20 protein-coding genes are annotated in these 26,714 nt (G+C 30.2%); all 20 read left to right on the top strand.

Features of this window, described 5'->3' with window-relative positions:
* Nucleotide 1 precedes the first annotated feature (1 nt).
* The 20 genes from M4I33_RS03260 to M4I33_RS03165 all read left to right on the top strand — a co-directional run bounded on the left by M4I33_RS03260 (nt 2) and on the right by M4I33_RS03165 (nt 26,713).
* Nucleotides 2–1,471 (top strand): penicillin-binding protein 2, encoded by a 1,470-nt coding sequence (locus tag M4I33_RS03260; protein WP_257915449.1) that lies wholly within the window; start codon nt 2–4, stop codon nt 1,469–1,471.
* 316 nt (nt 1,472–1,787) lie between these two features.
* Nucleotides 1,788–3,671: an excinuclease ABC subunit UvrC gene (uvrC, locus tag M4I33_RS03255; RefSeq protein WP_257915448.1), complete on the top strand. Its 1,884-nt coding sequence runs from the start codon at nt 1,788–1,790 to the stop codon at nt 3,669–3,671.
* 76 nt (nt 3,672–3,747) lie between these two features.
* Nucleotides 3,748–4,656, top strand: coding sequence for a UDP-N-acetylmuramate dehydrogenase (gene murB, locus M4I33_RS03250; protein WP_257915447.1), 909 nt, complete (start codon nt 3,748–3,750; stop codon nt 4,654–4,656).
* A 377-nt stretch (nt 4,657–5,033) separates the two neighbouring features.
* Nucleotides 5,034–5,354: a hypothetical protein gene (locus M4I33_RS03245; RefSeq protein ID WP_257915446.1), complete on the top strand. Its 321-nt coding sequence runs from the start codon at nt 5,034–5,036 to the stop codon at nt 5,352–5,354.
* A 28-nt stretch (nt 5,355–5,382) separates the two neighbouring features.
* Nucleotides 5,383–6,483: a histidinol-phosphate transaminase gene (gene hisC / locus M4I33_RS03240; RefSeq protein WP_257915445.1), complete on the top strand. Its 1,101-nt coding sequence runs from the start codon at nt 5,383–5,385 to the stop codon at nt 6,481–6,483.
* Nucleotides 6,484–6,623: 140 nt separating this feature from the next.
* Nucleotides 6,624–7,502, top strand: a complete 879-nt coding sequence (rapZ, locus tag M4I33_RS03235; RefSeq protein ID WP_257915444.1) for an RNase adapter RapZ — start codon at nt 6,624–6,626, stop codon at nt 7,500–7,502.
* On the top strand, nt 7,499–8,866 hold the full coding sequence (yvcK, locus tag M4I33_RS03230; protein WP_257915443.1) for a gluconeogenesis factor YvcK family protein: 1,368 nt from the start codon (nt 7,499–7,501) through the stop codon (nt 8,864–8,866). The genes rapZ and yvcK overlap by 4 nt, the downstream gene beginning before the upstream one ends.
* A gap of 716 nt (nt 8,867–9,582) precedes the next feature.
* Nucleotides 9,583–10,533 (top strand): DNA-binding protein WhiA, encoded by a 951-nt coding sequence (whiA, locus tag M4I33_RS03225; RefSeq protein WP_257915442.1) that lies wholly within the window; start codon nt 9,583–9,585, stop codon nt 10,531–10,533.
* A 39-nt stretch (nt 10,534–10,572) separates the two neighbouring features.
* Nucleotides 10,573–14,148, top strand: a complete 3,576-nt coding sequence (locus M4I33_RS03220) for a DNA polymerase III subunit alpha (RefSeq protein WP_257915441.1) — start codon at nt 10,573–10,575, stop codon at nt 14,146–14,148.
* A gap of 515 nt (nt 14,149–14,663) precedes the next feature.
* Complete coding sequence (pfkA, locus tag M4I33_RS03215; protein ID WP_194192192.1) at nt 14,664–15,623, top strand: 6-phosphofructokinase; 960 nt, start codon at nt 14,664–14,666, stop codon at nt 15,621–15,623.
* Between the two features lie 50 nt (nt 15,624–15,673).
* Nucleotides 15,674–17,092 carry a pyruvate kinase gene (gene pyk, locus M4I33_RS03210; RefSeq protein ID WP_194192193.1) on the top strand — a complete coding sequence of 473 codons (1,419 nt, stop codon included), beginning with the start codon at nt 15,674–15,676 and terminating at the stop codon, nt 17,090–17,092.
* A gap of 178 nt (nt 17,093–17,270) precedes the next feature.
* Nucleotides 17,271–19,388 (top strand): DUF1430 domain-containing protein, encoded by a 2,118-nt coding sequence (locus tag M4I33_RS03205; RefSeq protein ID WP_257915440.1) that lies wholly within the window; start codon nt 17,271–17,273, stop codon nt 19,386–19,388.
* A gap of 1 nt (nt 19,389) precedes the next feature.
* Entirely contained in the window at nt 19,390–20,025 is a 636-nt protein-coding gene (locus M4I33_RS03200) for an ABC transporter ATP-binding protein (protein WP_257915439.1), read from the top strand.
* Between the two features lie 587 nt (nt 20,026–20,612).
* Entirely contained in the window at nt 20,613–21,155 is a 543-nt protein-coding gene (locus M4I33_RS03195) for an NADH peroxidase (RefSeq protein WP_257915438.1), read from the top strand.
* Between the two features lie 210 nt (nt 21,156–21,365).
* Nucleotides 21,366–21,494, top strand: a complete 129-nt coding sequence (locus M4I33_RS03190) for a hypothetical protein (protein WP_257915437.1) — start codon at nt 21,366–21,368, stop codon at nt 21,492–21,494.
* Nucleotides 21,495–21,610: 116 nt separating this feature from the next.
* A complete protein-coding gene (gene rlmD / locus M4I33_RS03185; RefSeq protein WP_257915436.1) occupies nt 21,611–22,981 on the top strand; it encodes a 23S rRNA (uracil(1939)-C(5))-methyltransferase RlmD in 1,371 nt (456 codons plus the stop codon).
* A gap of 809 nt (nt 22,982–23,790) precedes the next feature.
* The gene (locus M4I33_RS03180) at nt 23,791–24,381 is read left to right on the top strand and encodes a DUF4303 domain-containing protein (protein WP_257915435.1); all 591 of its coding nucleotides are present in this window, start codon (nt 23,791–23,793) and stop codon (nt 24,379–24,381) included.
* Nucleotides 24,382–24,389: 8 nt separating this feature from the next.
* A complete protein-coding gene (locus M4I33_RS03175) occupies nt 24,390–25,076 on the top strand; it encodes a hypothetical protein (RefSeq protein ID WP_257915434.1) in 687 nt (228 codons plus the stop codon).
* Nucleotides 25,077–25,103: 27 nt separating this feature from the next.
* The gene (locus M4I33_RS03170) at nt 25,104–25,784 is read left to right on the top strand and encodes an SMI1/KNR4 family protein (protein WP_257915433.1); all 681 of its coding nucleotides are present in this window, start codon (nt 25,104–25,106) and stop codon (nt 25,782–25,784) included.
* A gap of 305 nt (nt 25,785–26,089) precedes the next feature.
* On the top strand, nt 26,090–26,713 hold the full coding sequence (locus tag M4I33_RS03165) for an ankyrin repeat domain-containing protein (RefSeq protein WP_257915432.1): 624 nt from the start codon (nt 26,090–26,092) through the stop codon (nt 26,711–26,713).
* The last annotated feature ends 1 nt before the right edge of the window (nt 26,714 follow it).

Genomic DNA, 26,714 nt, shown 5'->3' with positions numbered 1-26,714 from the left:
CATGAACGACATAAAAAAGAATGTAAGGAATGTAATGATAGTCTTCTTATTTTGTTTGATTGGATTGATTTCATATATTGCTTATTTCCAAGCTTTTAAAGCTCCAGAAATAGCAGAGAAACCAGGAAATCAAAGATTGTGGATAGAGAGAAACAAAGTTTTAAGAGGAACTATTTATGATAGAGATGGTAAGCCTTTAACAAAAACATCAAAAGAATCTGCAACTACTCAAAAGAGAGAGTATATCTACGGAGATTTATATGCCCATCCGTTAGGGTATGCAAGTAACAGATTCGGAATTACAGGTCTAGAAGAAGCATACGATAAAGAATTAACTACTTACAACGAAGTGACAACAGGGCTTAAGACATTAATGAAAGATTTTAGTACTGAAGGATTTAAAAAAGCTTTTGATGATAGAGATAAAACTCAGAAAAAGATAGGTAATGGAGTAGTAACTACTCTAAACACTAACCTTCAGCAAGTAGCTTACGATGCACTAGGAGATTCAAGAGGTGCAGTTGTAGCTATTAATCCTAAAAATGGTGAAGTTTTAGCTATGGTTTCTAAACCAAGTTTTAACCCTAACAAACTAGATTCAGAGATGGCAAAAGCTAATAAGGGAAGCGCTGAAAATAGCCCTCTTATAAACAGAGCTATTAATGGATTATATCCACCAGGGTCAGTATTTAAGATAATTACTACTGCAAGTGCACTTGATAATATACCAGGTGTTCAAAACAAAACTTGGAATGATACAGGAGTTATTAAGTTTAAAGATGGAAAAAATCTTAATAACGATAGTAACGAAGCAAATGGTAACATAAACTTAAATCAAGCTTTCGTAGCTTCAAGTAACTTTGTATATGGTAACTTAGCTATGGACCTTGGAAAAGATTTAAAAAATACAGCTGAAAAGTTTGGCTTTAATCAAAAAGTTCCGTCAGATGGCTTTAGTATTACACCTAGTAAATATCCTAAAGATGAACAGGTGCTTGGAGATTTAGCAAGAAGTGGTATAGGTCAAAGTAGTATTTTAGCTACTCCTATGCAAATGGCTTTAGTAGGTTGTGCTGTTGCAAATAACGGTGTTATTATGGAGCCTACTTTAGTAAGCAAAGTAGTTAATGCTAACAAAGAAACGGTTAAAACAATCAAACCAGAAGAATATAAAAAAGTTATGTCAGAGTCTGACGCAAAAACAATAAAAGGTTACATGAGAGACCTTGTACAATCAAGAGAAGATGGAAGTTGGTCATACTTTAATGGATTAGATGTTGCTGGTAAAACAGGTACAGCAGACCATAACAATCCAGACGGTTCACCAGCAAAACCACACTCATGGTTTGTAGGAATGGCTCCAGCAAATGATCCACAAATAGTAGTAGCAGTTATTGCAGAAAATAGTGGATACGGTGCTATAAAAGCAGCATCAGTTGCTGGAAAAGTAATAAATGCAGCATTAAGATAGAATAATAAACGTAACAAATAGATAGATTTAAAAAGGCTGTCGCACTATATAAAAGGTGAGACAGTCTTTTATTTTTAGGTAAGTAAAAATAAATAATTGTTTTGTAATACAAAATTAATAAATAAATAGTAAAATATTATTGTTAAATATAATGAAAATATTAATTTTATATATTAAATTATAGAAATAAATGGATTATTATTACAAAATTAAACTAATTTTCGTTAAAAAATTTACAAGTCCCATTAAATGCGATAATATAAAAAATGGGATAAATGATTTAGGTAAGAGAAGCTTTTGAAAGGGAGGTTTGCTTATGTTTGACTTTGAATATCAACTAAAAATTTTACCAGATAAACCGGGAGTTTATCTTATGAAAAATTCCTTAGGCGAAATAATATATGTTGGTAAAGCTAAAGTTTTAAAAAATAGAGTTAGACAGTACTTTCAAAATTCAAAAAATCATACTGAAAAAGTAAGGGCGATGGTAAAAAATATTTCAGAGTTTGAGTACATAATAACAGATTCAGAGATGGAAGCACTTATACTTGAGTGCAACCTTATAAAAAAATATAGCCCTAAATACAATATTACCTTTAAGGATGATAAATTTTATCCTTTTATAAAGATAACTATAAATGAAGATTTTCCTAGAGTTTTTGTTACAAGAAACTTTGCTAAGGATGGAAATAAATATTTTGGTCCCTACACTAATGGGGCTGCCGTTTATGAAACTATAAATTTAATAAGAAAGGTTTTCCCACTTAGGACTTGTAAAAGATCTATTACTGTAGGTGGTGAGAAAACTAGAGCTTGTTTAAATTATCATATAAAAAAATGTACTGCACCTTGTGAAGGTTTTACAACAAAAGAAGAGTACGGTGCAATGATAAATGAAATTATAGATATATTAAATGGAAAAGATAAGCATATATTAGGTGAGCTTAAAAAACAAATGGAAGAAGCTTCAATGAACCTTCAATTTGAAAAAGCTGCATCTTTTAGAGATAAAATTTTAGCAATAGAAGCATTAGTTCAAAAGCAAAAGATGTTTAAAATCACGGATACAGATGAAGATTTTATAAACCTTTATAAAGATGAAAAAGATACTTGCATTCAAGTTTTCTTCGAAAGAGATGGAAAGATTGTTGGAAGAGAACACTTTATGCTTCAAAACACATTAGAATATTCAGAAGAAGAGATAGTTAGCCAATTTATAGTTAATTTCTATAGTGGTGCATCTAAGATTCCTAAAAATATCTATTGTAATGGAGTAGAAGATAAAGAAGCATTAGAAGAATTTTTATCTATAAAAAGAGAAGCTAAATCTTTTATAAAGATTCCTCAAAAGGGAAATAAGCAAAAAATGCTTAATATGGTTCGTGAAAACGCTAAGATAACCTTAGAACAATTTAAAGATAAAATCTTAAAAGAAAAAGAGATAAATAAGGTTAGCTTAACAGAACTTGCAGAAGTTTTAGGATTAGACGATTTACCTTATAGAATAGAAGCATACGATATATCAAACATACAAGGGGTAGACTCGGTAGGGAGTATGATTGTATTTGAAGATGGTAAGGCTAAAAATAGTGATTATAGAAGGTTTAAAATTAAGACTGTAAAAGGTGCTAATGATTACGACAGTATGAGAGAGATACTTGAAAGAAGATTTAAGCACGGTCTTAAAGAAATTAAAGAAATACAGGAGCGAAATCTTAAGTTTCCTAATGGAAAATTTTCAAGCTTTCCAGATTTAATAATGATGGATGGTGGAAAAGGTCAAATAAATATAGCGTTAGAAGTATTGAAGGATTTAGATATAGAAATTCCTGTGTGTGGATTAGTAAAAGATGATAAGCACCAAACTAGGGGGATTATTTATAATAACGAAGAGATTATTATAAATAGAAGTTCTAATCTAATGCAAATGATTAGAAGAATACAAGATGAGGTGCATAGATTTGCAATAACATATCATAGATCTCTTAGAGATAAAAGAACATTACATTCTATATTAGATGATATTCCTTTTGTCGGAGCTAAGAGGCGAAAAGAGCTTTTAATGAAGTTTAAAAGTGTTGATAATATAAAGAAAGCTACTCTAGAAGAGCTATTAGATACTCCGAGTATAGATAAAAAATCAGCGGAGAGTATAATTAATTACTTTGGTGACAATAATGAAGATACGGGTGAAGAGTAATTTTAACTATTTTGTACTTGTTTTAATAATATATATAGAATATACTATTTAGTGAAAATTTTTGAAGGAGTTTGTTATGAATTACAAAGAGTTATTTAAGGACATATATTTAGAAAATCAAATAGAGCTTAATTCAAATATGAGTGAACATATATATTTTAAGGTTGGAGGCCCTGTAGACGTGCTAGTTGTTCCTAATGATTTCGAACAAGTAGTAAAAACTATAGAAGTTTGTAAGGAAAATAAAATTCCTTATTACGTTATAGGTAATGGATCAAATCTTTTAGTTAAAGATGGTGGAATGAAAGGTGTTGTTATAAAACTAACAGAACTAAATAACATTTCATCAGAAGGTGAAGATATTACAGCTGATTGTGGTGTTTTACTTAAAGATGTGTCTAAACTTGCAGTTCAAAATGAACTTACAGGCTTCGAATTTGCTTGCGGAATCCCAGGTTCTGTAGGTGGTGCTGTATTTATGAATGCAGGGGCATATAACGGAGAAATCTCAGAAGTTATAAAATGCGCAAAAGTTTTAACTAGAGATGGAGAAATCAAAGATTTAAATAAAGAAGAATTAGAACTTGGATATAGATCTTCAAAAGTTATGAAAGAAGGCGGAATTATTTTAAGAGCTACTTTCACGCTTAAAAAAGGAGAGAAAGAGACAATACAAAACAGAGTTGATGATTTAACTGAAAAAAGAGAATCAAAACAACCTTTAGAATACCCTTCAGCAGGAAGTACTTTTAAAAGACCTGAAGGATATTTTGCAGGAAAACTTATTCAAGATGCAGGTTTAAAAGGTTACTCTATAGGTGGAGCGTGTGTTTCTAATAAACATTCAGGCTTTGTTATAAATAAAGGTGGAGCTTCAGCTAAAGATATCTTAGATGTTATTCATCACGTTCAAGATGAAGTTATGAAACAATTTGGAGTTAAATTAGATACAGAAGTTAGAATAATCGGTGAAGAAGAAAAGTAAAACTAACTTCTAAAAGGTGTAAGATTTATAAGTCTTACGCCTTTTTTAATTAAAGAATAAAATATTTTAAAAAACAATTTACAATTTATTCCAAAAGATATATAATAGATTTAGAAGCTAATATTTATCTTAAGTTAAGTTTTTTCCTCTAAGTTAAGATATAATATATGAAATTTTAATCGTAGCAGTTAAATTTAGTTTTAATTAAGCAATAAGATATGCAAGTGTTATAGAAATATTTGTTGTAATTAGTGTACTTATAAATTTAACGATTAGATAAATATTAGTTAAATAGCTAGGCTTTATTAAGTCTAGCTATTTTTAAATTTTTCTTATATGCTATAATATATGTAAATAAAGGGGAGTGGAGGTAGTTTATGATATTTTTAGTTTCAATTGGGGGATTCATTTTATTTACTATATTAGCTTTTTTAGTAGGGGTATTAAAGAAAATTAATATAGCACCATCAATTACAGAAGTACAAATTAAAAAGGTTAGAAAAAAAGATATATTCGCAAGAGATGTATCAGTGCATCTGTTCTTTTTAGGAGTTGCTTGTCTTATGCCATATCTTTTAGGTTTACTATTAGGTAAGGTAGGAACTTATGTAGGACTTGCAATATTAATATTAGGAGCACTTTTGTGGTCATCTTTTACTGGAAGTATAGATAGAAAAATCAAAGTAGGCAAATACTAATTTTAGTTAAATAAAGAGGGGCGATTAAATGAAAAAAATTATAAGAAACGAAGTTTCTAGGTTATCACCTTATATAGCAGGGAAACCTATAGAAGAAGTAAAGAGGGAACTTGGATTAGATAAAGTAGTAAAACTTGCATCTAACGAAAATCCTTATGGACCTTCGAAAAAAGCAATAGAAGCTCTTATAAACACAGTTTCAGATACTAATATTTATCCTGATTCTATATCATATAGTTTCAAAACTGAGCTTTCTAAAATGTTAAATATAAAAAACGAGAACATATTTTGTGGGGCAGGATCTGATTCTCTTATAAAAGATATATGTTTAACATTTATAAAAGAAGGCGATGAATCTATAATGGGTGAGATAACTTTTCCAAGATATAAAAGTAACGTTATATTATCAGGAGGGGAAGCTATAGAAATCCCTATGAAAGATAATGCGTTAGATATAGAGAAAATGGTAGAAGCTATCACTTCAAAAACAAAGATAATTTGGTTTTGCAATCCTAACAATCCAACAGGAACATTATTTACAAAAACTGAATTTATGAAGGTTTTAGATAAAATTCCTGAGGATGTTATTATAGTTATGGATGAAGCTTATATGGAATTTAAAGATACTTTAGACGTTGTAGACTCTTTAGAACTTATGAAAACTAGAAAAAACGTTATAGTTCTTAGGACTTTTTCAAAGGCATACGGCTTAGCGTCTTTAAGGTTTGGATACGGAATAGCAAGTGAAGAGATTGTAGAATATTTAAATAGAGTAATAAATCCTTTTGATTCAAATCTTTTCGCTCAAAATGCAGCACTTGAAGCTTTGAAGGATTCAGAGTATTTAAATAAGGTTGTAAGTTTAAATAAAATAGAGAGAGAATACTTTATGAGAGAATTTAAGAAGATGGGTTTAAAATACCTTCCATCACACACCAATTTTATAATGGTAAATGTAAATGGAGACGATAAACCAATCTACGAATATCTTTTAAAAAATGGATTTATAGTTAGACCTGGTTTCCTTTTAGGGATGAATGGTTGGCTTAGAATTAGTTTTGGTAAAGAAGAAGATAATAAAGAGTTAATCGATCTATTAGAAGAAGCTATAAATGAAAGAGATAATTAAGTTTAAGGGTGCCTATTATTTAGGTACCCTGTGCTTTTTTAAGTGAAATTTTACTTTTTTTAATTTAAAATTAACCAAACTAGTTTAATTTGTATATTATGATATAATTATATAAATGTTTATAAGGAGGTAAGGCTATTATGAGATTTGTTATAGTAACAGGATTATCAGGAGCAGGTAAAACAGAAGCAACAAGAAGTTTAGAGGATTTAGGATATTTTTGTGTTGATAACCTACCACCAAAATTAATACCAAAGTTTGCAGAAGCTTGTAATAATGGCAGCGTAGAGAAAGTAGCGATAGTAACAGATATCAGAGGGGGAGTATTCTTTGATGATTTATTCGAAAGCTTACTTTATCTAAAAAATAATGACTTTAAATACGAAATACTATTCTTAGAATCTTCAGATGAGGTTTTAGTTAAGAGATTTAAAGAGGCTAGAATAAGTCATCCTTTAGCACCTAATTCAAGAGTCTTAACTGGAATCAGCGAAGAAAGAAATAAGTTAAGAGAAGTTAAAGATAGAGCCGATCAAATAATCGACACTTCAAAATATAAGATTAGAGATTTAAGAGAAAAGATAAATGAACTTTATGGAAGCGCTGAAGAACCAGACAAAGAACTTTCTATTACAGTTTTAAGTTTCGGATTTAAATATGGTATTCCAGTAGATTCGGATTTAGTTTTCGATGTTAGATTCATCCCAAACCCATTCTACATTCCAGAACTTAAAGCATTTTCAGGAAGCGATGAACCAGTTAGAAAATATGTTTTAGAGCAAAAAGAAACAGAAGGTTTCTTAGAGAAACTTATGGATATGCTAAGATTCTTAATTCCAAATTATACTCAAGAGGGTAAAAGACAACTTATTGTATCAATAGGATGTACAGGTGGAAGACATAGATCAGTTGCAATAGCAAACGAACTATATGATTTATTATCAAAAGAAGGGTATAAGACAGGAATAGAACATAGAGATATTTCTGAGGATGTAAATAGAGGGGCTAAAAAACTATGAGGCTGTCTGACTGGCTAAAGCCAGGGATAAGAGTTAAGAGATGGTTTTTTGCTGGGCTTTTTGGAGTGCTTTTAATTGCACTTGGATTTACAGAGTTAGTTAATCATAGATTATATGATGCATACTACAAAGTATTTTATATGTGCTTAAATATAACAGGTGTATTTGTTATTTATATATCTGTTAGTGAAGGTGTAAAATCTATTATAGCCTTAATGAATAGAGGATATATAAAAATGTCTCTAGATAGTAGAAAAATAGAAAGTCTTATAAGTGAAAAAAGACTTTTAGTTAAAGGTCCTAAAATCGTAGTTATAGGTGGAGGGACTGGTCTTTCTACTATGCTTAGAGGACTTAAATACTATACTTCAAACATAACAGCTGTAGTTACTGTTGGAGATGATGGGGGAGGTTCTGGTGACTTAAGGGAAGACTTAGGGATGCTTCCTCCAGGAGACATAAGAAACTGTCTTCTAGCTTTAGCAGACACTGAGCCTTTAATGGAAGATTTACTTCAATACAGATTTCCAGACGGAAGGCTTAAAAACCAAAGCTTCGGAAACCTTTTTTTAGCAGCTATGGATGGAGTATCTGAAAATTTTGAAGATGCAGTTCAAAAGATGAGTTCAGTTTTAGCTGTAACAGGAAAAGTATTACCTGTTACGTTAGATGATATGCAACTTATTGCTGAACTTGAAAATGGGAACATAATAGAAGGTGAATCTCAAATTCCAGAAGAGGCATTTAAGCAAAAGTCACCTATAAAGAAATTATCTATTAATCCTAGCGACGCTAAACCTTTAGAAGAGGCGCTTCACGCAATTAAAGAAGCTGATGCTATAGTTATGGGGCCTGGAAGCCTTTATACTAGCGTACTTCCAAACCTTCTAATAAAAGGAATAGCAAACGAAGTTAAAAAATCTGATGCCTTTAAGATTTACATTTCAAATGTAATGACTCAAGCTGGAGAAACTGATAACTTTAACGTTTCAGATCACGTAAAAATACTAAGAAAATATTTTGGCCGTGATATAGTTGAATGCGTAATTGCAAACACTGGCGTTATAAGTGAAGATATGAAAGCTAAGTATAAAGAAAAGAATTCAGATGTAGTAAAAATAGATAGAGAAAACCTTAAAGATATAGAAGTAGTAGAAAGAAACATAGCTAGAACTAAAAACGGAACTGTTAAACATGATTCTGACTATTTAGCTCAAGTTCTTGTTGAAACTATTATGGAGAAAAAATTACTTTATGATAGAAAGAAAATCATTGAGTATATGTATTTATCACAGCGTATAAAAGAGCGTGATAAGAGTGAGAAAAAAACTAAAAGAGCCGCAATGAGTAAGGGTGAAAACTAATCATATGCTTGGGCTAGACTTTTAATTATATTTCGAGAATTTGTTATTTTTCACTAAGAATTTATAGCAGTTACTCCAAAGCATCTCCTAAAACTCTAAATTTGCTAAGGCAAAGAGTTAGAGTTTATTAACGGAGGTGCTTTTACGTAACTGCTTAAATTCTAAAGTTTAAATAAGAGCAATTCATCTCCATATAATTAAAAGCCTGCCCTATGGAGATTAATTTTCAAACTTTGGATGAAATATAACATACTCCGTGAATTATTATATTTCACTAAGGATTTGTAATAGTTACTTCGTTTATTTTTCTAAAACTTAAAATTTGCTAAGGCAAAAGGTTTAAGTTTATTAACGAAAAAACACTACGTAACTAAACAAATTCTAAAGTTTATATAAGATATTCACTCCATATTATTATTAAACTACTCATTTTATTTTTGTTTAATGGTTCTCACCAATTTAGAATTGATTAGCTTATTAAAGATAAAGATATAGAAATGAATTTTAAGCACCTCCTAAAACTCTAAATTTGCTAAGGCAAAGAGTTAGAGTTTATTTTAGGGAGGTGCTTTTACTTGGTGACACACCGATTTTAAAAAAATAGGTCGAAAATTGAGCCGAGTGTATCATAAGTTATTTAATCTATGATATAATGAATTGTCGTAGAGATAAAGAATCGAAAAAAGAATTATATATAGATAGAAGGAGAACTTAGCATGTCATTTTCAGCAAAGGTTAAGGGAGAGATATGTAGATACGCTGATATTAGTAGGGAAGAGGCTTTAGCTGAGATTTCCGCTATTATGAAAGTTAGTGGAACTATAGCGTTTAGCGGTAAAGGATTAGGCTTTAGGATAACTACAGAAAACCCAGCAAGTGCAAGATTAATTTTTACACTTTTAAAAGAACATTTTAATATTCACTCTAAGCTTATGGTTAAAAAGAGTAATTCGCTTAAGAAAAACAACATTTATATGGTTGTTATAGAAGAGGATATGGGTGTTCGTGGACTTCTTGAAGAGACTGGAATCTTTAAGGAAGTTGATGGAGTTATGAGTTTAGATTACGGTATAGAGGATTCTATGGTTAGTGATGAGATGACTAAAAGAGCTTACGTTAGAGGTGCTTTTTTAGGTGGGGGAAGTATTAGTAACCCAGAAAAAACGTATCACTTAGAGTTTGTAACTCACAGTGAAGAATATGCTATAGATTTAAGTAAACTTATAAATACATATGGTTTAAACTCTAAAGTTATTCAAAGAAAGAACAGCCATATTATTTACTTAAAAGAAGGAGAAAAAATAGTAGACCTTTTAAGTATATTAGGAGCTCATACTTGTCTTTTAGAGCTAGAAAACATTAGAATTAAAAAAGAGATGAGAAATAATGTGAATAGACTTGTTAACTGTGAGACAGCAAACCTTTCAAAGACTGTAAATGCAGCAGTAAGACAAGTTGAAAGCATTAATTTGATAAAATCTAGCATAGGTCTTCAAAGACTTCCAAAGAACCTTCAAGAAATAGCTAATTTAAGATTAGAATTCCCAGAGGAATCTTTAAAAGAACTTGGAGAAATGCTAAATCCACCTGTTGGAAAATCAGGTATAAATCACAGATTAAGAAAAATTGAAAAGATTGCAGAAGAGATAAGGTCAGGTTCATACTAATGGCCTTATAACTTTATTAAAAAGAAAGGATGTGAATGGATGGATAATAAAAAGTTTTGTCACTTACATCTTCATACAGAATATAGTTTGCTTGATGGTTCTGGAAAGATAAAAAAGATAGTTAAAAAAGCAAAGGAACTAGGAATGGATAGCATAGCTATAACTGACCATGGTGTTATGTACGGCTGTGTCGATTTTTATAGGGCTTGCAAGGATGAAGGTATAAAACCTATACTTGGCTCTGAAATATACGTAGCAAGCAAGTCTATGGATATCAAAAGGGTAGATAAAGAAAATAAGACTAACCACTTAGTTCTTTTAGTAAAAAATGAAATAGGTTATCAAAATCTTATGAAGATAGCATCAGATGCATCTATAGAAGGGTTTTATTATAAACCTAGAGTAGATCACGATTATTTAAGAAAGCATAGTGAAGGGTTAATAGCTTTAAGTGCTTGTCTTGGAGGAGAAGTTCAAGGTCATTTACTTAATGATAATTATGATGAAGCTAAGAGGGTGGCCTTAGAATACAAAGATATCTTTAAAGATGGGTTTTATTTAGAACTTCAAAATCACAATATGGAAGAACAAAGAAAGGTTAATGAACTTAATATTAAACTTTCAAAAGAAACAGGAATTCCACTTGTTGCAACAAATGACGTTCACTATATAAATAGAGAGGATTCTAAATCTCACGATATTTTAATGTGTATCCAAACTGGAAAAACTGTAGAAGATCCAAACAGAAGAAGATATCCTTCAGACCAGTTTTATTTAAAATCTCCAGAAGAGATGTATGATATGTTTTCTTACGTTGAAGAGGCTTTAGAAAACACTGTAAAGATTGCAGAAGAATGTAACTTTGATTACGAGTTCCACGTTTCAAAACTTCCTAAATTCCCACTTCCAGAAAACACAGATCCTTTTACTTATTTAAGGGATGTATGTTTTAAGGGACTTATCGAAAGATATGATGTTTTAGAAAAGTTTAGAAATGAAGAATATGATTATGAAAAAGTAAATGCTTTTGCTGATGAAAATGAAGAAGCTAAGGTTATAATAGATAGGCTTAATTACGAGCTTGGAGTTATAAATCAAATGGGATACGTTGACTACTTCCTTATAGTTTGGGACTTTATAAGATATGCTGTTGTAAATGGTATACCAACAGGCCCAGGAAGGGGTTCAGCTGCAGGGTCTATAGTTGCATATACTTTAGATATAACAAAAATTGACCCGATTAAATATAGCTTACTTTTTGAGAGATTCTTAAATCCTGAAAGGGTAAGTATGCCAGATATCGATTCTGACTTCTGTTATGAAAGAAGGCAGGAAGTTATAGATTATGTTGTTGAAAAGTATGGAGAAAAGAACGTTTCTCAAATTATTACTTTTGGAACTATGGCAGCAAGAGCTTGTATTAGAGACGTAGGAAGGGCTATGAATTATACTTATGCTGAAGTTGATAGGATTGCAAAGATGATCCCAACTATGCTAGGTATAACTATAGAAAAGGCTTTGGATTTAAATCCAGAGCTAAAAGCAGCCTATGACTCAGAAGAAAGAGTTAAAAGCTTAATTGATATAAGTAAGGATTTAGAAGGTCTTCCAAGGCACTCATCAACTCACGCAGCTGGTGTAGTAATAGCCTCAAAGCCTTTAGTTGAGTATGTTCCACTTCAGAAAAATGATGAGATGATAGTAACTCAATTTGGAATGACTACTTTAGAAGAATTAGGTCTTTTAAAGATGGACTTCTTAGGACTTAGAACATTAACTGTTATGGCAGATGCAGTTAAGATGATTAAGTATAACAAAGGAATCGATATTGATTTAGATAAAATCGATATGGATGACAAAGAAGTTTATAAGATGATAGGATCAGGGAAAACAGCAGGGGTATTCCAATTAGAATCAGCTGGTATGGTTTCTTTCATGAAGGAATTAAAACCAGATAACTTAGAGGATATAATCGCCGGGATATCACTTTATAGACCGGGACCTATGGCTGAGATTCCAAGATATATAGAAAGAAAAAGAAACCCAGATAAGGTTGAATATTTAACACCTGAACTGGAGGATATCCTAAATGTTACTTATGGAGTCATGGTTTACCAGGAACAGGTAATGGAAATTGTTAGAAAACTTGCAGGATATTCAATGGGACGTAGTGACCTTGTAAGAAGAGCTATGTCTAAGAAAAAACATAAAGTAATGGAAGAAGAGCGAAAGAACTTTATATACGGTATCGTTGATAAAGATGGAAATGTAGAAGTTCCGGGTTGTGTAAGGAATGGAATTTCAGAAGACGCAGCAAATAAGATATACGATATGATGATGGACTTCGCAAGTTACGCATTTAATAAGAGTCATGCAGCGGCGTATGGTGTAGTTGGTTACCAAACTGCGTACCTTATGAGGTATTACCCTGTAGAGATGATAGCAGCCATGCTTAACTCTGTAATAGGTACATCAGAAAAGGTAGCGCACTACATTAAATTTGCAGAAAGTCAGGGGATACAGGTTGTACCTCCAAACGTTAATAAAAGTTATGCTAGATTTACAGTTGAAGGAGATAAGATTATCTTCGGGCTTGCAGCTATAAGAAACGTTGGAGCTAATGCTGTTCTAGGGATAACAAATGCTAGAGATAAAAAAGGTGAATTCACATCTATAATGGATTTTATAAACAAGATAGATTTATCAGCTATAAATAAAAGAGCTGTTGAAAGTTTAATAAAAGCTGGAGCTTTAGATTGTTTTAAAGTTTATAGATCTAAACTGCTTGCGGTTTTTGAAAAACTTATGGATGGAGTAGCAAACGAAAAAAAGAGAAATATAGATGGGCAAATTAGTCTTTTCGCATTAGAAGAGGATAAGACAGATTTACCAGAAGTAGACTATCCAAACATTAAAGAATTTAATAAGAGAAACCTTCTAGCTATGGAAAAAGAAATGACTGGAATGTATCTTTCAGGGCATCCTTTAGATGATTATGTTAAAAGCCTTAAAATGCAGACTACAACAGAGATTAATTCTATATTAGAAGCTCACAAAATTTTAGAGGAAACTTCTGAAAATGGACTTGAAGACGAAGTCTTAGATGATATAGAAATTCATGATAACCAAACTGTAATCTTAGGTGGTATTTTAACAGAAGTAAATCAAAAAGTAACAAGAAATAATACTATTATGGCATTTGCAAAACTTGAAGATTTAAGCGGGGAAATAGAAGTTGTAATATTCCCTAAAACGTTAGATAGAGTTCGTGATTCGGTAGTACAAGACGCCCTAGTTACAATAAAGGGAAGAATAAGCTTAAAAGAAGACGAAGAACCTAAACTTTTATGTGAAAAAGTTGAAGGATTAGAAAAAGTAAATTCAGAAAAAGTATATATAAGAGTTAAAGATACTGTAGAGATGAGTATAGCTAACAAGGATTTAAAATATAATTATGGCGAGTATAAAGGTGATACAGCTATATATTTATTTAATGAAAAAGATAGAAAAAGCTATAGATTATCTAGAGATACTTGGATAAATACAGAAAGTAATATTATCTCTGCACTTAAAGAGAAGTATGGAGAAAAAAATGTCAAAATAGTAGAAAAATAAGTGGATTTTAAAAAACTGTAATTATTTACAATAGTAAAATTACAGTTTTTTTGATTAAATTAATATTAATTATAGTAATTTAGACAAGATTTGACTTGATATTTATATCGATACAGTAGATAATTATAATATGATTAAAATCTAATTTTATGCGAATTTTATAAAAAAAAGTCGCATTTTTTAAGAATGTAAAAATTAAATTGCAAATAAATAAGTTTATTTATTAATAAATTATTAAAAATACCTATGTTTATTAAACAAATAATAAATGAAAAATTTTACATAAATTAATTCTATAAAAAGACTGTAATAATATATAATTTTAGTTTTGATAGGGTATAATAAATTTGTATCAAATTTCTGAAAACTTACTTAGACTTAAATTAAATATGTTATAAATATAGATTGATAAATTAAAGTAATTTATGTACAATAATATTCGGTCATATAAACATGGGAAGTTTTGAAACCAGTGGGACTTTACAAGCCCCTATGGTTAATAAGGAGGAGTAAAGATGAAAAAAATAGCTGTTTTAACAAGTGGCGGAGACGCACCTGGAATGAACGCTGCCATCAGAGCGGTTGTAAGATCAGCTTTAGCAGCAGGTATTGAAGTTATGGGAGTTCAAAGAGGATATAGCGGACTTATAAATGGTGAGTTATTCCCAATGAATAGAACTTCAGTTTCAGATATAATCCAAAGAGGTGGAACTATCTTAAGAACTGCAAGATGCCCTGAATTCAAACAAGAAGAAGTAAGAAAAAAAGCTGTTAAAATATTAAAAGCTTATGGTGTTGACGCACTAGTTGTTATCGGTGGAGATGGATCATTCATGGGAGCAAAACTTCTATCAAAATTAGGAGTAAAAACTGTAGGTCTTCCAGGAACAATCGACAACGATTTAGCTTACACAGACTATACTATAGGATTTGATACTGCACAAAACACAGTTTTAGATGCAATAAATAAAATTAGAGATACTTCAACTTCACATGAGAGAGTATCAGTTGTAGAAGTAATGGGAAGAAATTGCGGAGATATCGCTCTTTACACAGGATTAGCTGGTGGAGCAGAAGCAATCATTACTCCAGAAAAAGGATTCGACAAAGACGAATTAGCTAGAACAATCTTAGAAGGAAAGCAAAATGGAAAAATGCACAACCTAGTTATGCTTGCAGAAGGTATAGGTGGAGCATTCGAACTTGCTAAAGAATTAGAAGATGTTACAGGAATAGAAACAAGAGCAACTATTTTAGGACACATTCAAAGAGGAGGAAGCCCAAGTGCTTTCGACAGAGTGTTAGCTTCTAGAATGGGTGGAAAAGCTGTTGAAGTATTATTAGAAGGTAAGACTTCAAGAGTTATTGGATCAGTTAACAATCAAATTGTTGATTTAGATATAGATGAAGCTTTAGCTCAAGAAAGAACTATCGATGAAGATATGTATAAATTAGCTGAAGTATTATCAAAATAATAATTTAAACAAGATTTGAATTATTAAAACAAAGAGGGAGTGTTATTACAATGAGAAAGACTAAAATGGTTTGTACTATAGGACCAGCAAGTGAAAACGACGATATTTTAAGACAAATAATTGAAGCAGGAATGAACGCTTCAAGACATAACTTCTCACACGGAGACCATGCAGAGCACGGTGGAAGAATCGAGAAAGTTAAAAGATTAGCAAAAGAATTAAACAAAGAGGTTGCTATCGTTTTAGATACAAAAGGACCAGAAATAAGAACTGGTAAATTCGAACCAAGCAAGGTTGAATTACAAAAAGGTACTGAGTTCACTATCTACGTTCAAGAAGAAGTTGTAGGAGACACTACTAAATGTTCAGTAACTTACGACGGATTAGCTAACGACGTTGTTCCAGGAAACACAATCTTAATAGATGACGGTTTAGTTGGATTAGAAGTTAGAAAAGTTGAAGGAAACAAAGTTATCTGTGAAGTTATGAACACAGGTTTAGTTGGAACTCACAAAGGAGTTAACGTTCCTGGAGTAAGCATCCAATTACCAGCATTAACTGAAAAAGATGCTTCAGACTTAAAATTCGGTTGTGAAATCGGAGTTACTATGATCGCTGCTTCATTCATCAGAAAAGTTGATGACGTAAGAGCTATCAGAAAATTATTAAACGAAAACGGTGGAGAGCACATCTTAATCTGCTCAAAAATCGAAAACCAAGAAGGTGTTGATAACATCGACTCAATCTTAGCTGAATCAGATGCAATCATGGTTGCTAGAGGAGACCTAGGAGTTGAGATTCCAATAGAAAACGTACCTGCAGTACAAAAAATGATCATCGAAAAATGTAACGCTGTTGGTAAGCCAGTAATAACTGCTACTCAAATGTTAGATTCAATGATCAGAAACCCAAGACCAACTAGAGCTGAGGTTTCAGACGTAGCTAACGCTATATTAGATGGAACAGACGCTATAATGTTATCAGGGGAAAGTGCTAACGGAAGCTACCCATTAGAAGCTGTTAGAACTATGGCTAGAATAGCAACAGAAGCTGAAAAGCAATTATCACACGAAGTAGCTGTATCAAAAGCTACTAAACACATCCCTGCTGTTGCTGGAGTAATAAGCAGAGCTACAGTTAACGCTGCTAATGAATTAGAAGCTGCTGCAATAATCACTTCAACTCAAAGCGGAGCTACTGCTAAGAGAATTTCTCAATGCAGACCACACTGCCCAATTTTAGCTATAACACCAGACGAGAAAGTTGCTAAAACTTTAGCATTCTCATGGGGAGTATACCCAATGGTAGCTGATAAATTCGTTTCAACAGATGAAATGATGGATAAATCAGTTGAAATAGCTGAAGCTAGAAACTTCGTTAAGAAAGGTGACACAGTTGTAATAGCTGCTGGAGTACCTGTAGAAAAAGTTGGAACAACTAACTTAATGAAAGTTACAGAAGTAGAATAATCAAAACTTTGATTATATATAAAGATGGATTCTTAGGAATCCATCTTTTTTTTATTTAATTTTAAAACTATATTCTTTTAATTTACATAATTATAAAAATATGTAATTATAAATAGAGGGGGAAATATATTTAAATCAAATGATTAGAATATAGTTAAAAATTAAATAGGGGGTAGCTTTGAAAAAGTTAATTAAATTATTAATCATAATTATTTCAGTATTATCTTTTTTCATATACTTAAAAGAATTTGAAAGTGATGAGATTTTTAATATTAAAAATATAGAGAACAATTTAGAAAATAGTTATGATATTATGATTCCAGCAAATTTAGCTGAGCTAGATAGGGAAAAGCAGTACGAAGCATTTGAAAAAATATCTAAAAAAACTAACTCATCAATATTTTTCACAAGGGTAGATAGAGATGATGATAAAGAAAAAATTATAAAGTATACATATTTAAATGATGATAGATATATGGAAAAGATAGATTTAGATAGTGGAGTGAAGCTTAATAAAGATTCTATGAATAAGGATCAAATTTTATCTACTGAAAATTCTAAGTATGAGAAGCAACTTGGAATTATTAAAGTACTTTCAGATGATGATATATTACAGATAAAACCTTTAAAAATAATGCTTAAAGATGGAATGAGCTTTACGGGGTTTGTAACTATTAGTTTTGAAAATAATAAAGATATAGATAAAAAGATAAAGGATATATGCAATATATTTGATGTGGAAGATTTGAGTTATAGTAAAAGTGAAACAATAGGTAAAAAGGATTCAATAAGCTTTTTTTATCTAGGAGTTTTATATTTTTTAATTATAATAATTTTGATTTATAACATAATAAATTCATATAGGGAATTTGGAATAAAAAAATTATTAGGATATTCTGATTTAGATATTTGGAGAGAAGAATTAAAGAGTATAGTATTAGTTCAAGTTATATCAAATATAGCAACTATTATAGTTTTGAGTAAGATATTTATAAATAGGTTTAATGGTAGTTATATTATATTTTTAAAGAATATGATTTTTATATATTTAATAATGCTAATAATTACTATAATCTTTGTTTCAATACCTTATTTATATTTGAAAAAAATAAAGATTAATTTAGTTATCAAAAATATGAGAAACACTAAGGAAATCCTATATTTTAATACAGTGATTAAAATAGTTTTAATCTTAGGGTTTACCTTTATAATAAGTAACCAATTAGAGAAACTTAATGAAGTTAAAAAAATATATAATGGTAAATATAACAGCTGGGAAGAAGCTAATGACTATGTAACATTTAACTTAGATTCATTAGATCCTACTGTTTTTGATTCGGAAGAATTTAAAGAAGGGCAAGATAAATTATATAAAAAGCTAAATAAAGAGGGAGCTATTTATGCAGAGTTTTCTATTTTTAATGATCTAAACTCTAGTTTAAATAAAGATAGTAAATACTATTCTAAGGCTTGCTATATAAACCCTAATTATTTAAATAAACATAAAATTTATGATGAATTTAATAATGAGATTGTAGTTTCAGAAAGAAATAAAAATTGGGTGATTTTAATACCTACCCAGTATAAAAAAGATATAAAGGAAATTAAAGAATACTTTAATAACTGGAAGTCCACTTACAGAGATAACAATAAAATAGAAATAATTTGGACTAAACCTAGCCAAGAATATTTTTCGTATAATATCAATGTGAGTACAGAAGGAAATAAAGTTTTAGACCCTGTTATGTTTGTTGGAACAGAGGATGGTTTATTTAAAGGGTGGAATCATTATATTTTTAATGCAGACGGGAACCCCTTAAAAGCAAAGGTAGATAAAGATAAACCGTTGCATAAACAATTCAAGGATATTATTAAATCTTCAGGGATAGATTCATCTAGTTTAAGAGTAAATTATGCAAATGAAGAAGTGCAGTTTAAAATAAATGAGTATAAAAATTACTTTAAGAACTTAGTTTTAGGGTTAATAAGTGGAGTTATAATTATTTTTGTAATAATAATTCAAAGCATAAATAATTACTTCAATCAAAATAAAAAGCTGATTTCTGTTAGAAGTTTTCACGGATACAGCAATTTAGAAAAATTTAAAGAGTATTTTTATTTTATCTTAAAAACTTACGGCTTTATAGCCTTATTTATGTTAATAATTAGGGTTAATTTAAAAGTAGGTTTAACTATTTTAATTACTGGGATTACTTTAGAAATCCTAATTGCATTAGTTTTATTGATAATAATAAATAAAAGACATCTTTTAAAGGTATTAAAGGGAGATTGGTAAGATGGGGATAATTAAACTTGAGAAAGTTAACAAAAGGTATGGTGAAAAGGTAGTTTTAAAAGATTTATCTTTAGAAATAGATAAGGGAGAAATGGTTGCTTTGATAGGTAATAGCGGTAAGGGGAAGACTACTATTATGAATATAATAGGTTTATTAGAAAGTTTTGATTCTGGAAAACTTATAATAGATGGAGAAGAAAATATAAGTGTAAATTCAAAGAAAGCAAACTTAAACTTAAGAAATAAAATAAGTTATCTTTTTCAAAACTTTGCACTAGTTGAAAATAAAACTGTTTCCTTTAATCTAGAGATAGCCACAAAATACTTAAAAAAATCAAAGAGTGAAAAAAAGGCACTTATAGAAGAAGCACTTGAAAAAGTTAACTTAAAAGGTCTAGAAAATAAGAAAGTATATCAGCTAAGTGGGGGGGAGCAACAAAGGGTTTCTATAGCAAGAGTCTTAATTAAAGATAGCAAGATAGTACTTGCTGATGAGCCTACTGGATCTTTAGATACTTTAAATAGAGATATGGTTTTTAAACATCTAAAAGATATGAACTCTAAAGGCAAGACTATAGTTATAGTTACTCACGACTTAGAACTTGCTAAAATGTGTGATAGAATAATAAAGATATAAAAATTATTTTGTTGTACTAAAAATAAAGTAAACAAAAAATAAACAATAAGTATTTTATATTGAAAACGATTTAACAAAGGTGTATTATAAAAATGTACTCATAAATCAAAAAAACACAAAACAATATAAAAGGTTAAGAGAATTAGAGAGAGAAAAAGCTTAAGGTATTTACTTAGTGAAATTATAAATACCTTAAGCTTTTTTCTGTTTATATCTAAAAAATATTAGGGTTTCTAAATAAAAAAGAATAAAATTTTATTAAAGTAGCTAGATTTAACAAAATTTTTTATAAATTTGTTGTATAATGAATAGTAATAAATATATATGTGTATAATATATATATGTTTTGAAATTTTTGGCAACTGATTCCGCACCCTAACGGGTGCACTTTTTTTGTCCAAATATCCATAAGTAGTTAACAAATAGTTTAAAAACTTAATAATATAAATTAACAAAAAGTACTTTACAAGTAATAATAATTATTATATAATAAGATTGTATTCAGGAAGAGAACAAAAACTTGAATACATAATAAATGTGTGTGAAAAAGATTTTATATAAATTTTATTTAAGAGGAGACGGTAATTATGAAAAAATTTGTTTGTACAATTTGTGGATATATTTATGAAGGAGAACAAGCACCAGAAAAATGTCCAATCTGTGGAGCAGGTGCTGATAAATTCCAAGAACAAGTAGGAGAAATGGCTTGGGCTGACGAACACAGAATCGGAGTTGCTAAAGACGTAGATCCAAGAATCATTGAAGGATTACAAGCTAACTTTATGGGAGAATGTACAGAAGTTGGAATGTACCTTGCAATGTCAAGACAAGCTGATAGAGAAGGATTCCCAGAAGTTGCAGAAGCTTATAAAAGAATAGCTTTCGAAGAAGCTGAACATGCTTCAAAATTCGCTGAACTTTTAGGAGAAGTAGTTGATGCTGATACTAAATTAAACTTACAAAAAAGAGTAGATGCAGAATACGGAGCTTGCCAAGGTAAAAAAGAATTAGCTACATTAGCAAAACAATTAAACTTAGATGCTATCCATGACACAGTTCATGAAATGTGTAAAGATGAAGCTAGACACGGAAAAGCATTCAAAGGTTTATTAGAAAGATACTTTGCTTAGGATATAGAAAAACTTATTAATATTCCCTAATATGATAAGAAAAAAGCTGTTATATCAGATTTGATATAGCAGCTTTTAAATTTATGAAATTGTACTTATTTTAACAAGTTTAAAATAACCTTAAATTTGTTTTATTTTGTAGAAAAGAGTACAAGATTAGGTGTACAATCATAATATAGAGTAAACGTTTATATATAGGAGGTAGCTAGTATGTGTGATGTAAAAGCATTAGTTAAAAATTGTGATAAGGACCACTTAGGAAAGTTAATAGGAGTAAGTACACTTGCTATAGTAGGACTTGGAGGGGCAATATTTTTAGCTACTAAATTAAAAAAATAATACTTAAAAATTTTAGAGTTGTTTTGGGAATTTATCTTTAAAGGTAAGTTCCTTTTTATTTTCCTATCACCTATGCTATAATTAAGCAGATAAAAAGAAGAAAAGGACGGATTTCTATGGTTACAAAGAATGAAGAATACATATTAGATATTATTTCAGAAGGTTATGAAGGCGAAGGAGTAGCTAAAATTGATAACTACCCTATATTTGTAGAAGGTGCCTTAAAAGGCGAAAAAGTTAAGATTAGAATAGTTAAAGCTTTAAAAAATTACGCCTATGGAAGATTAATTGAAGTTTTAGAAAAGTCAGAAGGAAGAGTAGATGCAGCTTGTAAATATTATAAAAGATGTGGTGGTTGCAGACTTCAACATATGGATTACAAAACACAATTAGACTTTAAATTCGAAAGAGTTAAAGATTGCGTAAGAAAAATTGGCGGGTTAGATGACAGTATAGTTAAATATCCTTTAGGAATGGAAGAGAATCCTTATAGATATAGAAATAAAGTTCAATTACCTATAGGATTAGTTAATGGAAAAGTAAATGTAGGATTCTATGCACCGAGAAGTCACGACATTATAGATATAGATAAATGCTTAATCCAAGAGGAAGACGCAGATACAGTTTCAAAGATAACTAAAGAATGGATCGAAGAGTTTAATATAAGACCTGCTTTTGTTGATGGAAAGTTCGATAAAAAAGGTTTAGTTAGACACATAATGATAAGAAAAGGCTTTAAAACAGGTGGGGTTATGGTAGTCTTAGTTGCGACTAAAGAAGACGTACCTCATTTAGATGATTTAGTTAATAGATTAAAAGAAGAATTAAGCGGTTTAGAAAGTGTTATATTAAATGTTAATAACAAAGACACTAACGTTATTTTAAGTAATAACTGCAAAACTATTTATGGAAATGATACTATAAAAGACTATATAGGAGAGTTTAAATTCAATATATCTCCTTTATCATTCTTCCAAGTTAACCCTATTCAAACAGAAATTTTATACGGAAAAACTTTAGAATACGCAGATTTAACAGGAGATGAAGTAGTATTTGATGCATATTGCGGAACAGGAACTATAACACTATTCCTATCACAAAAAGCTAAAAAAGTTTACGGTGTAGAAATAATAGAACCTGCAATAATAAACGCAAAAGAAAATGCAAAAATAAATAAAATAGAAAACGCAGAATTCTTAGTAGGAAAGTCAGAAGAAGTTATTCCAGAACTTATAGAATCAGGAGTAAAAGCTGACGTTATAGTAGTAGATCCACCTAGAAAAGGTTGCGACGCAAAACTTTTAGAAGCTATAGGAAAAGTTAAGCCAAAGAAAGTAGTATACGTATCATGCGACCCAAGCACCCTAGCTAGAGACCTAAAAATACTAGAAACACAAGGCTACAAAACTAAAGAAATACAACCCGTAGACATGTTCCCACAAACAAGCCACATTGAGAACGTAGCTTTGCTTGTCGAGGAACGTTAGTGACGAAGAGAAGCATTTAGCACGTTCCATGCAAGGGTTATCCAAGAAATCGAACGATAGTGAAGATTGATTGGGAATAACCTACTGCTGAGAACAGTAACTTTACTTATCAAGGAACGTTAGTGACGAAGAGAAGTAATATAGTACGTTCCATGCAAGAGTTGACCAAGAGGCCGAACGACAGAGAAGGGCGATTGGAATCAACTTACTGCTGAGAACAGTAACTCCACACATCAAGGAACGTTAGTGACGAAGAGAAGCATTTAGCACGTTCCATGCAAGGGATGCCCAAGAGAATGAGCGATAGCGAAATTCGATTGGAAGCAGCCTACTGCTGAGAACAGTAACTTTACTTATCAAGGAGAGAAACGACGAAGATAAGTAATATAGTACGTTCCATGCAAGGGTTATCCAAGAAATCGAACGATAGTGAAGATTGATTGGGAATAACCTACTTAATAGTTTTTAAAATTAAATAGATATAAATAAAGTAGGCAGCAAATTTATTAATTTGCTGTCTTTTTATATAAAAATTAAAATCTAAAGTAACTACTTGTGTTAGAAGTTTAAATAGAAAAGATAATATATGATATAGTCATAGTAAGAAGAGTTCTAAATTTAGATTATGAAGTGCTGAGGAGACTATGGAAATTTTAGAATTACTGGAAACTTCTTTGATTATATAAGAAATTCTGAAGGCTATTTATTCTTAAAAGATAAACAGATTGTTAAAGTAGAAGTTTTTATGGACGAGATTTAAATAGTACAATCAAAGCTTTTGTAAATATGTAAAGTGAGAAGCTTACAGTATGGGGCTGAATAAGAACAATCAAGATGGTATAGATATAACAAGGGAGAATTATATAATGATAAATTTTTTAAAGGAATTTGAAGAGAAATTTAAACAGGAATTTTATAACGATATCAAAAATCTTCTTGAAAAAATAAGTAATGAAAAGGTATATGCTTGTGCGTTTGGAACAGATAGCGATTTTAGTACTCTTTTTCTTGCAATTAATACAGAGGAATCCCTTAAAAAACATATAACCGATATGGAAAATGAGGGGCTATGTAACAGTCAGGAAGATAAAATTTATTACAGGTGGTGTTTATCCGAATTCAAATATGGTAACTCGCACTTTAACCATATTTATAAGCTTCTAAATTCTACGGAAAACGTATCGGATTATAAAGATAAGATAGTTGAAATCATTGCTAAAACTGTGATTGGTACTGATTCAGAAATTTTTAAGCAGTATGGACAATCAAAAGAAGATATAACTTTCTTTGTATCTATGACAGATGATGATATGGCGGAAGAGTTAGAAAACCAATCTGTTATTAAAATGACACCTAAAGATTTGGCTAAAGACTTTTTAATGAGATATGGGAGGAGGTAATTAATATAATGAAAAAGTTTTGGGGGATTGCAAAAAAATCAAATATTACGGTTGGGTGTACAGGGCAAACGGTATATATTTATCAAAACGACTTAGAGATAGCTAAGTTTAAAGATATAAAATACGGTTATAAGGCTATGTTTTGTCCGAGTAAAGATATATTCGTCGTTAAATCAACTAATGGTATGTTTGCAATATATTCATTAGATGAATTAAAATTGCTCCGTAAATTTCGTTTTTCAAAGGTAAGTAACTCACAAGATGATGGGTTTTGCTTTTCTAAAGATGGTAAATATTTTTACAATATAGAGCGTAATATATCTAGCTTTAAAACACGTTTAGCTATATATGATACAAGAAGTTTTGAAGTAGTAAAATATCTTTTTACAGAGGATGATTCTATAGTATTAGACCATATTGAATTTGATTTTGAAAAAAACAGTTTATTTATTCTTGGATTTATGCGAGATGATAGTGGTAGTTTTAATTATGGATTTGTTTCTGAGTTTATAAATGATGAATTAATAAATTTTGCAAAAATTACTGATGAACAATACGAATATATCAAAGGATTTAAATCACTTGAAAGCTATGGATTTACAGCTAAAGCTAAGGAATGGTCAGATTTAAAATACAAAGGGTATAACTTAGATAATATAGAGGAAAATCAAATAAATATTTCTGATTACTTATAAATTTATATTATATTTTAGGGGGATAAAATGAATTATAGTAAACTAATAAAATCATTAGAACTAATTAAAGAAACCCTTAGTTCTTCAAAGAGCAGAGTTTTATTTAATGTAGACGTTCCAGCAACAAAGGCAGAAATTGAAGAAACAGAACGAGAGCTTGGAAAAAAACTGCCTAGAAGCTTAAAAGAGTTCTTTTTAACTGTATCTAAGGATATAAATTTTTTTATAGACCTTGATGAAACATTACTTAAAGAATTAGAAAAAAATAAGGAGTTAGCTAGCACTGGATTGTTTGAATTAAATTTAAGTTTAGAAGGCGTTATAGATGCAGAGGATAATAGAGAAAATTGGATAAATACATGTTTCTCTAATCTAGAAGATGATTATGATAAGGTTTGGCATAACAAACTAGGGCTTATGAGTGTTGGTAATGGTGATGTAATAGCCTTTGATTTATTAAGCGATAAAGAGGAGCCAAATGTTGTTTATCTAAGTCACGATGATGCTAAAGAGCACGGGTGGGTCTTAGGACTTAGCTTTGAAAGTTATATCACAAATTATGTTGGAATAGCTTGCAGCGGCTTAGAATCATGGGGAACAGAGCCTTTTATAACTGATCATAAAGTAGGAATTGATATGACTTGTGATAATGCTATTATTCTTAGAAAAATATTAGGTTTACCTGAAGAATATTTTTCTAAAAATTAATAGGTGCAAATAAAAAAACTAGGAGGAATATTATGAGTAAAGTAGATTTAAATGAAAGATATTGATAAAAAGCCAATGGACCTTAAGTATTATCCGATTTTATAGGTACGTTAGAAATAACAGATAAAAGTATTAATATTCAAGGGCAAGTTAATATTATGGGGGATGTATTATCGCTTTCTATTATACTTGAAAAGTAAACTTGTAAAAAGTGATGCGAGGTTTCTTAACAAGTTCAAGGTTGTAGATATTGATTAGTTAAACAGAATATATGATAGAGGTTGAAATAATAGGAGATTAAATTTATGGGGAAAAATATAGATGAAAAAGATAGTAGAGGAAGGACTCTACTTATAAACGCAATAGTTAAAAGAGAGCAAGTAGATTCAATAGAGTCTATAATAAAGGCTGGTGCGAATTTAGAGTTAAAAGATAAATTAGGGGATACTGCACTTAAAAAAGCTATAAAGTTTAAAAGGATGGATGTAGTGGAGTTACTAATTAAAAATGGAGTCAATATTCAAAGCGAAAATATAGAAGATTCTCCTTGGTTTTTTGCTCGTAAAAATAAAAAAATTGCGGATATATTATCAGAAACAAAGGGAGCTATAAGGTTAACCTTAAATAAGGATGAAGAAAATATATTAGAAGAGCTTTTATATAATGAGGACATAGAGGATATATGCTCAAAAATAGAAAAGTTAGATTCAAAAGAGATATTACATGCATTTATATTAGAATATAATTATGATGATGAGTTACTACCTGTAGTAACTGTTTTAAAAAATGACAATCTAAAAGAAATAACAGCAATAGAAATAATAGAATTACTAACAGATGGAGATATATCAGATTTAAAAATTTCTTATGAAAAAATATTTAACCTAATTAATAATAAATATTCAGATTTAATATCTAGGCTTAAATAAT

The sequence above is a fragment of the Clostridium sp. LY3-2 genome, assembly GCF_024705715.1.
GTDB lineage: Bacteria > Bacillota > Clostridia > Clostridiales > Clostridiaceae > Clostridium.
The sequence above is the reverse complement of the archived record's forward strand: the minus strand, read 5'-3'. Positions and strand labels throughout refer to the sequence as shown.

Coding starts and splice junctions, on each gene's coding strand:
- yvcK (WP_257915443.1), top strand. CDS start 7,499: ATGAGGCTGTCTGACTGGCTAAAGCCAGGGATAAGAGTTAAGAGATGG.
- murB (WP_257915447.1), top strand. CDS start 3,748: ATGAATTACAAAGAGTTATTTAAGGACATATATTTAGAAAATCAAATA.
- M4I33_RS03170 (WP_257915433.1), top strand. CDS start 25,104: ATGAATTATAGTAAACTAATAAAATCATTAGAACTAATTAAAGAAACC.
- M4I33_RS03195 (WP_257915438.1), top strand. CDS start 20,613: ATGAAAAAATTTGTTTGTACAATTTGTGGATATATTTATGAAGGAGAA.
- M4I33_RS03190 (WP_257915437.1), top strand. CDS start 21,366: ATGTGTGATGTAAAAGCATTAGTTAAAAATTGTGATAAGGACCACTTA.
- M4I33_RS03175 (WP_257915434.1), top strand. CDS start 24,390: ATGAAAAAGTTTTGGGGGATTGCAAAAAAATCAAATATTACGGTTGGG.
- M4I33_RS03245 (WP_257915446.1), top strand. CDS start 5,034: ATGATATTTTTAGTTTCAATTGGGGGATTCATTTTATTTACTATATTA.
- M4I33_RS03180 (WP_257915435.1), top strand. CDS start 23,791: ATGGGGCTGAATAAGAACAATCAAGATGGTATAGATATAACAAGGGAG.
- uvrC (WP_257915448.1), top strand. CDS start 1,788: ATGTTTGACTTTGAATATCAACTAAAAATTTTACCAGATAAACCGGGA.
- M4I33_RS03220 (WP_257915441.1), top strand. CDS start 10,573: ATGGATAATAAAAAGTTTTGTCACTTACATCTTCATACAGAATATAGT.
- M4I33_RS03260 (WP_257915449.1), top strand. CDS start 2: ATGAACGACATAAAAAAGAATGTAAGGAATGTAATGATAGTCTTCTTA.
- rapZ (WP_257915444.1), top strand. CDS start 6,624: ATGAGATTTGTTATAGTAACAGGATTATCAGGAGCAGGTAAAACAGAA.
- M4I33_RS03200 (WP_257915439.1), top strand. CDS start 19,390: ATGGGGATAATTAAACTTGAGAAAGTTAACAAAAGGTATGGTGAAAAG.
- M4I33_RS03165 (WP_257915432.1), top strand. CDS start 26,090: ATGGGGAAAAATATAGATGAAAAAGATAGTAGAGGAAGGACTCTACTT.
- hisC (WP_257915445.1), top strand. CDS start 5,383: ATGAAAAAAATTATAAGAAACGAAGTTTCTAGGTTATCACCTTATATA.
- pfkA (WP_194192192.1), top strand. CDS start 14,664: ATGAAAAAAATAGCTGTTTTAACAAGTGGCGGAGACGCACCTGGAATG.
- rlmD (WP_257915436.1), top strand. CDS start 21,611: ATGGTTACAAAGAATGAAGAATACATATTAGATATTATTTCAGAAGGT.
- pyk (WP_194192193.1), top strand. CDS start 15,674: ATGAGAAAGACTAAAATGGTTTGTACTATAGGACCAGCAAGTGAAAAC.
- whiA (WP_257915442.1), top strand. CDS start 9,583: ATGTCATTTTCAGCAAAGGTTAAGGGAGAGATATGTAGATACGCTGAT.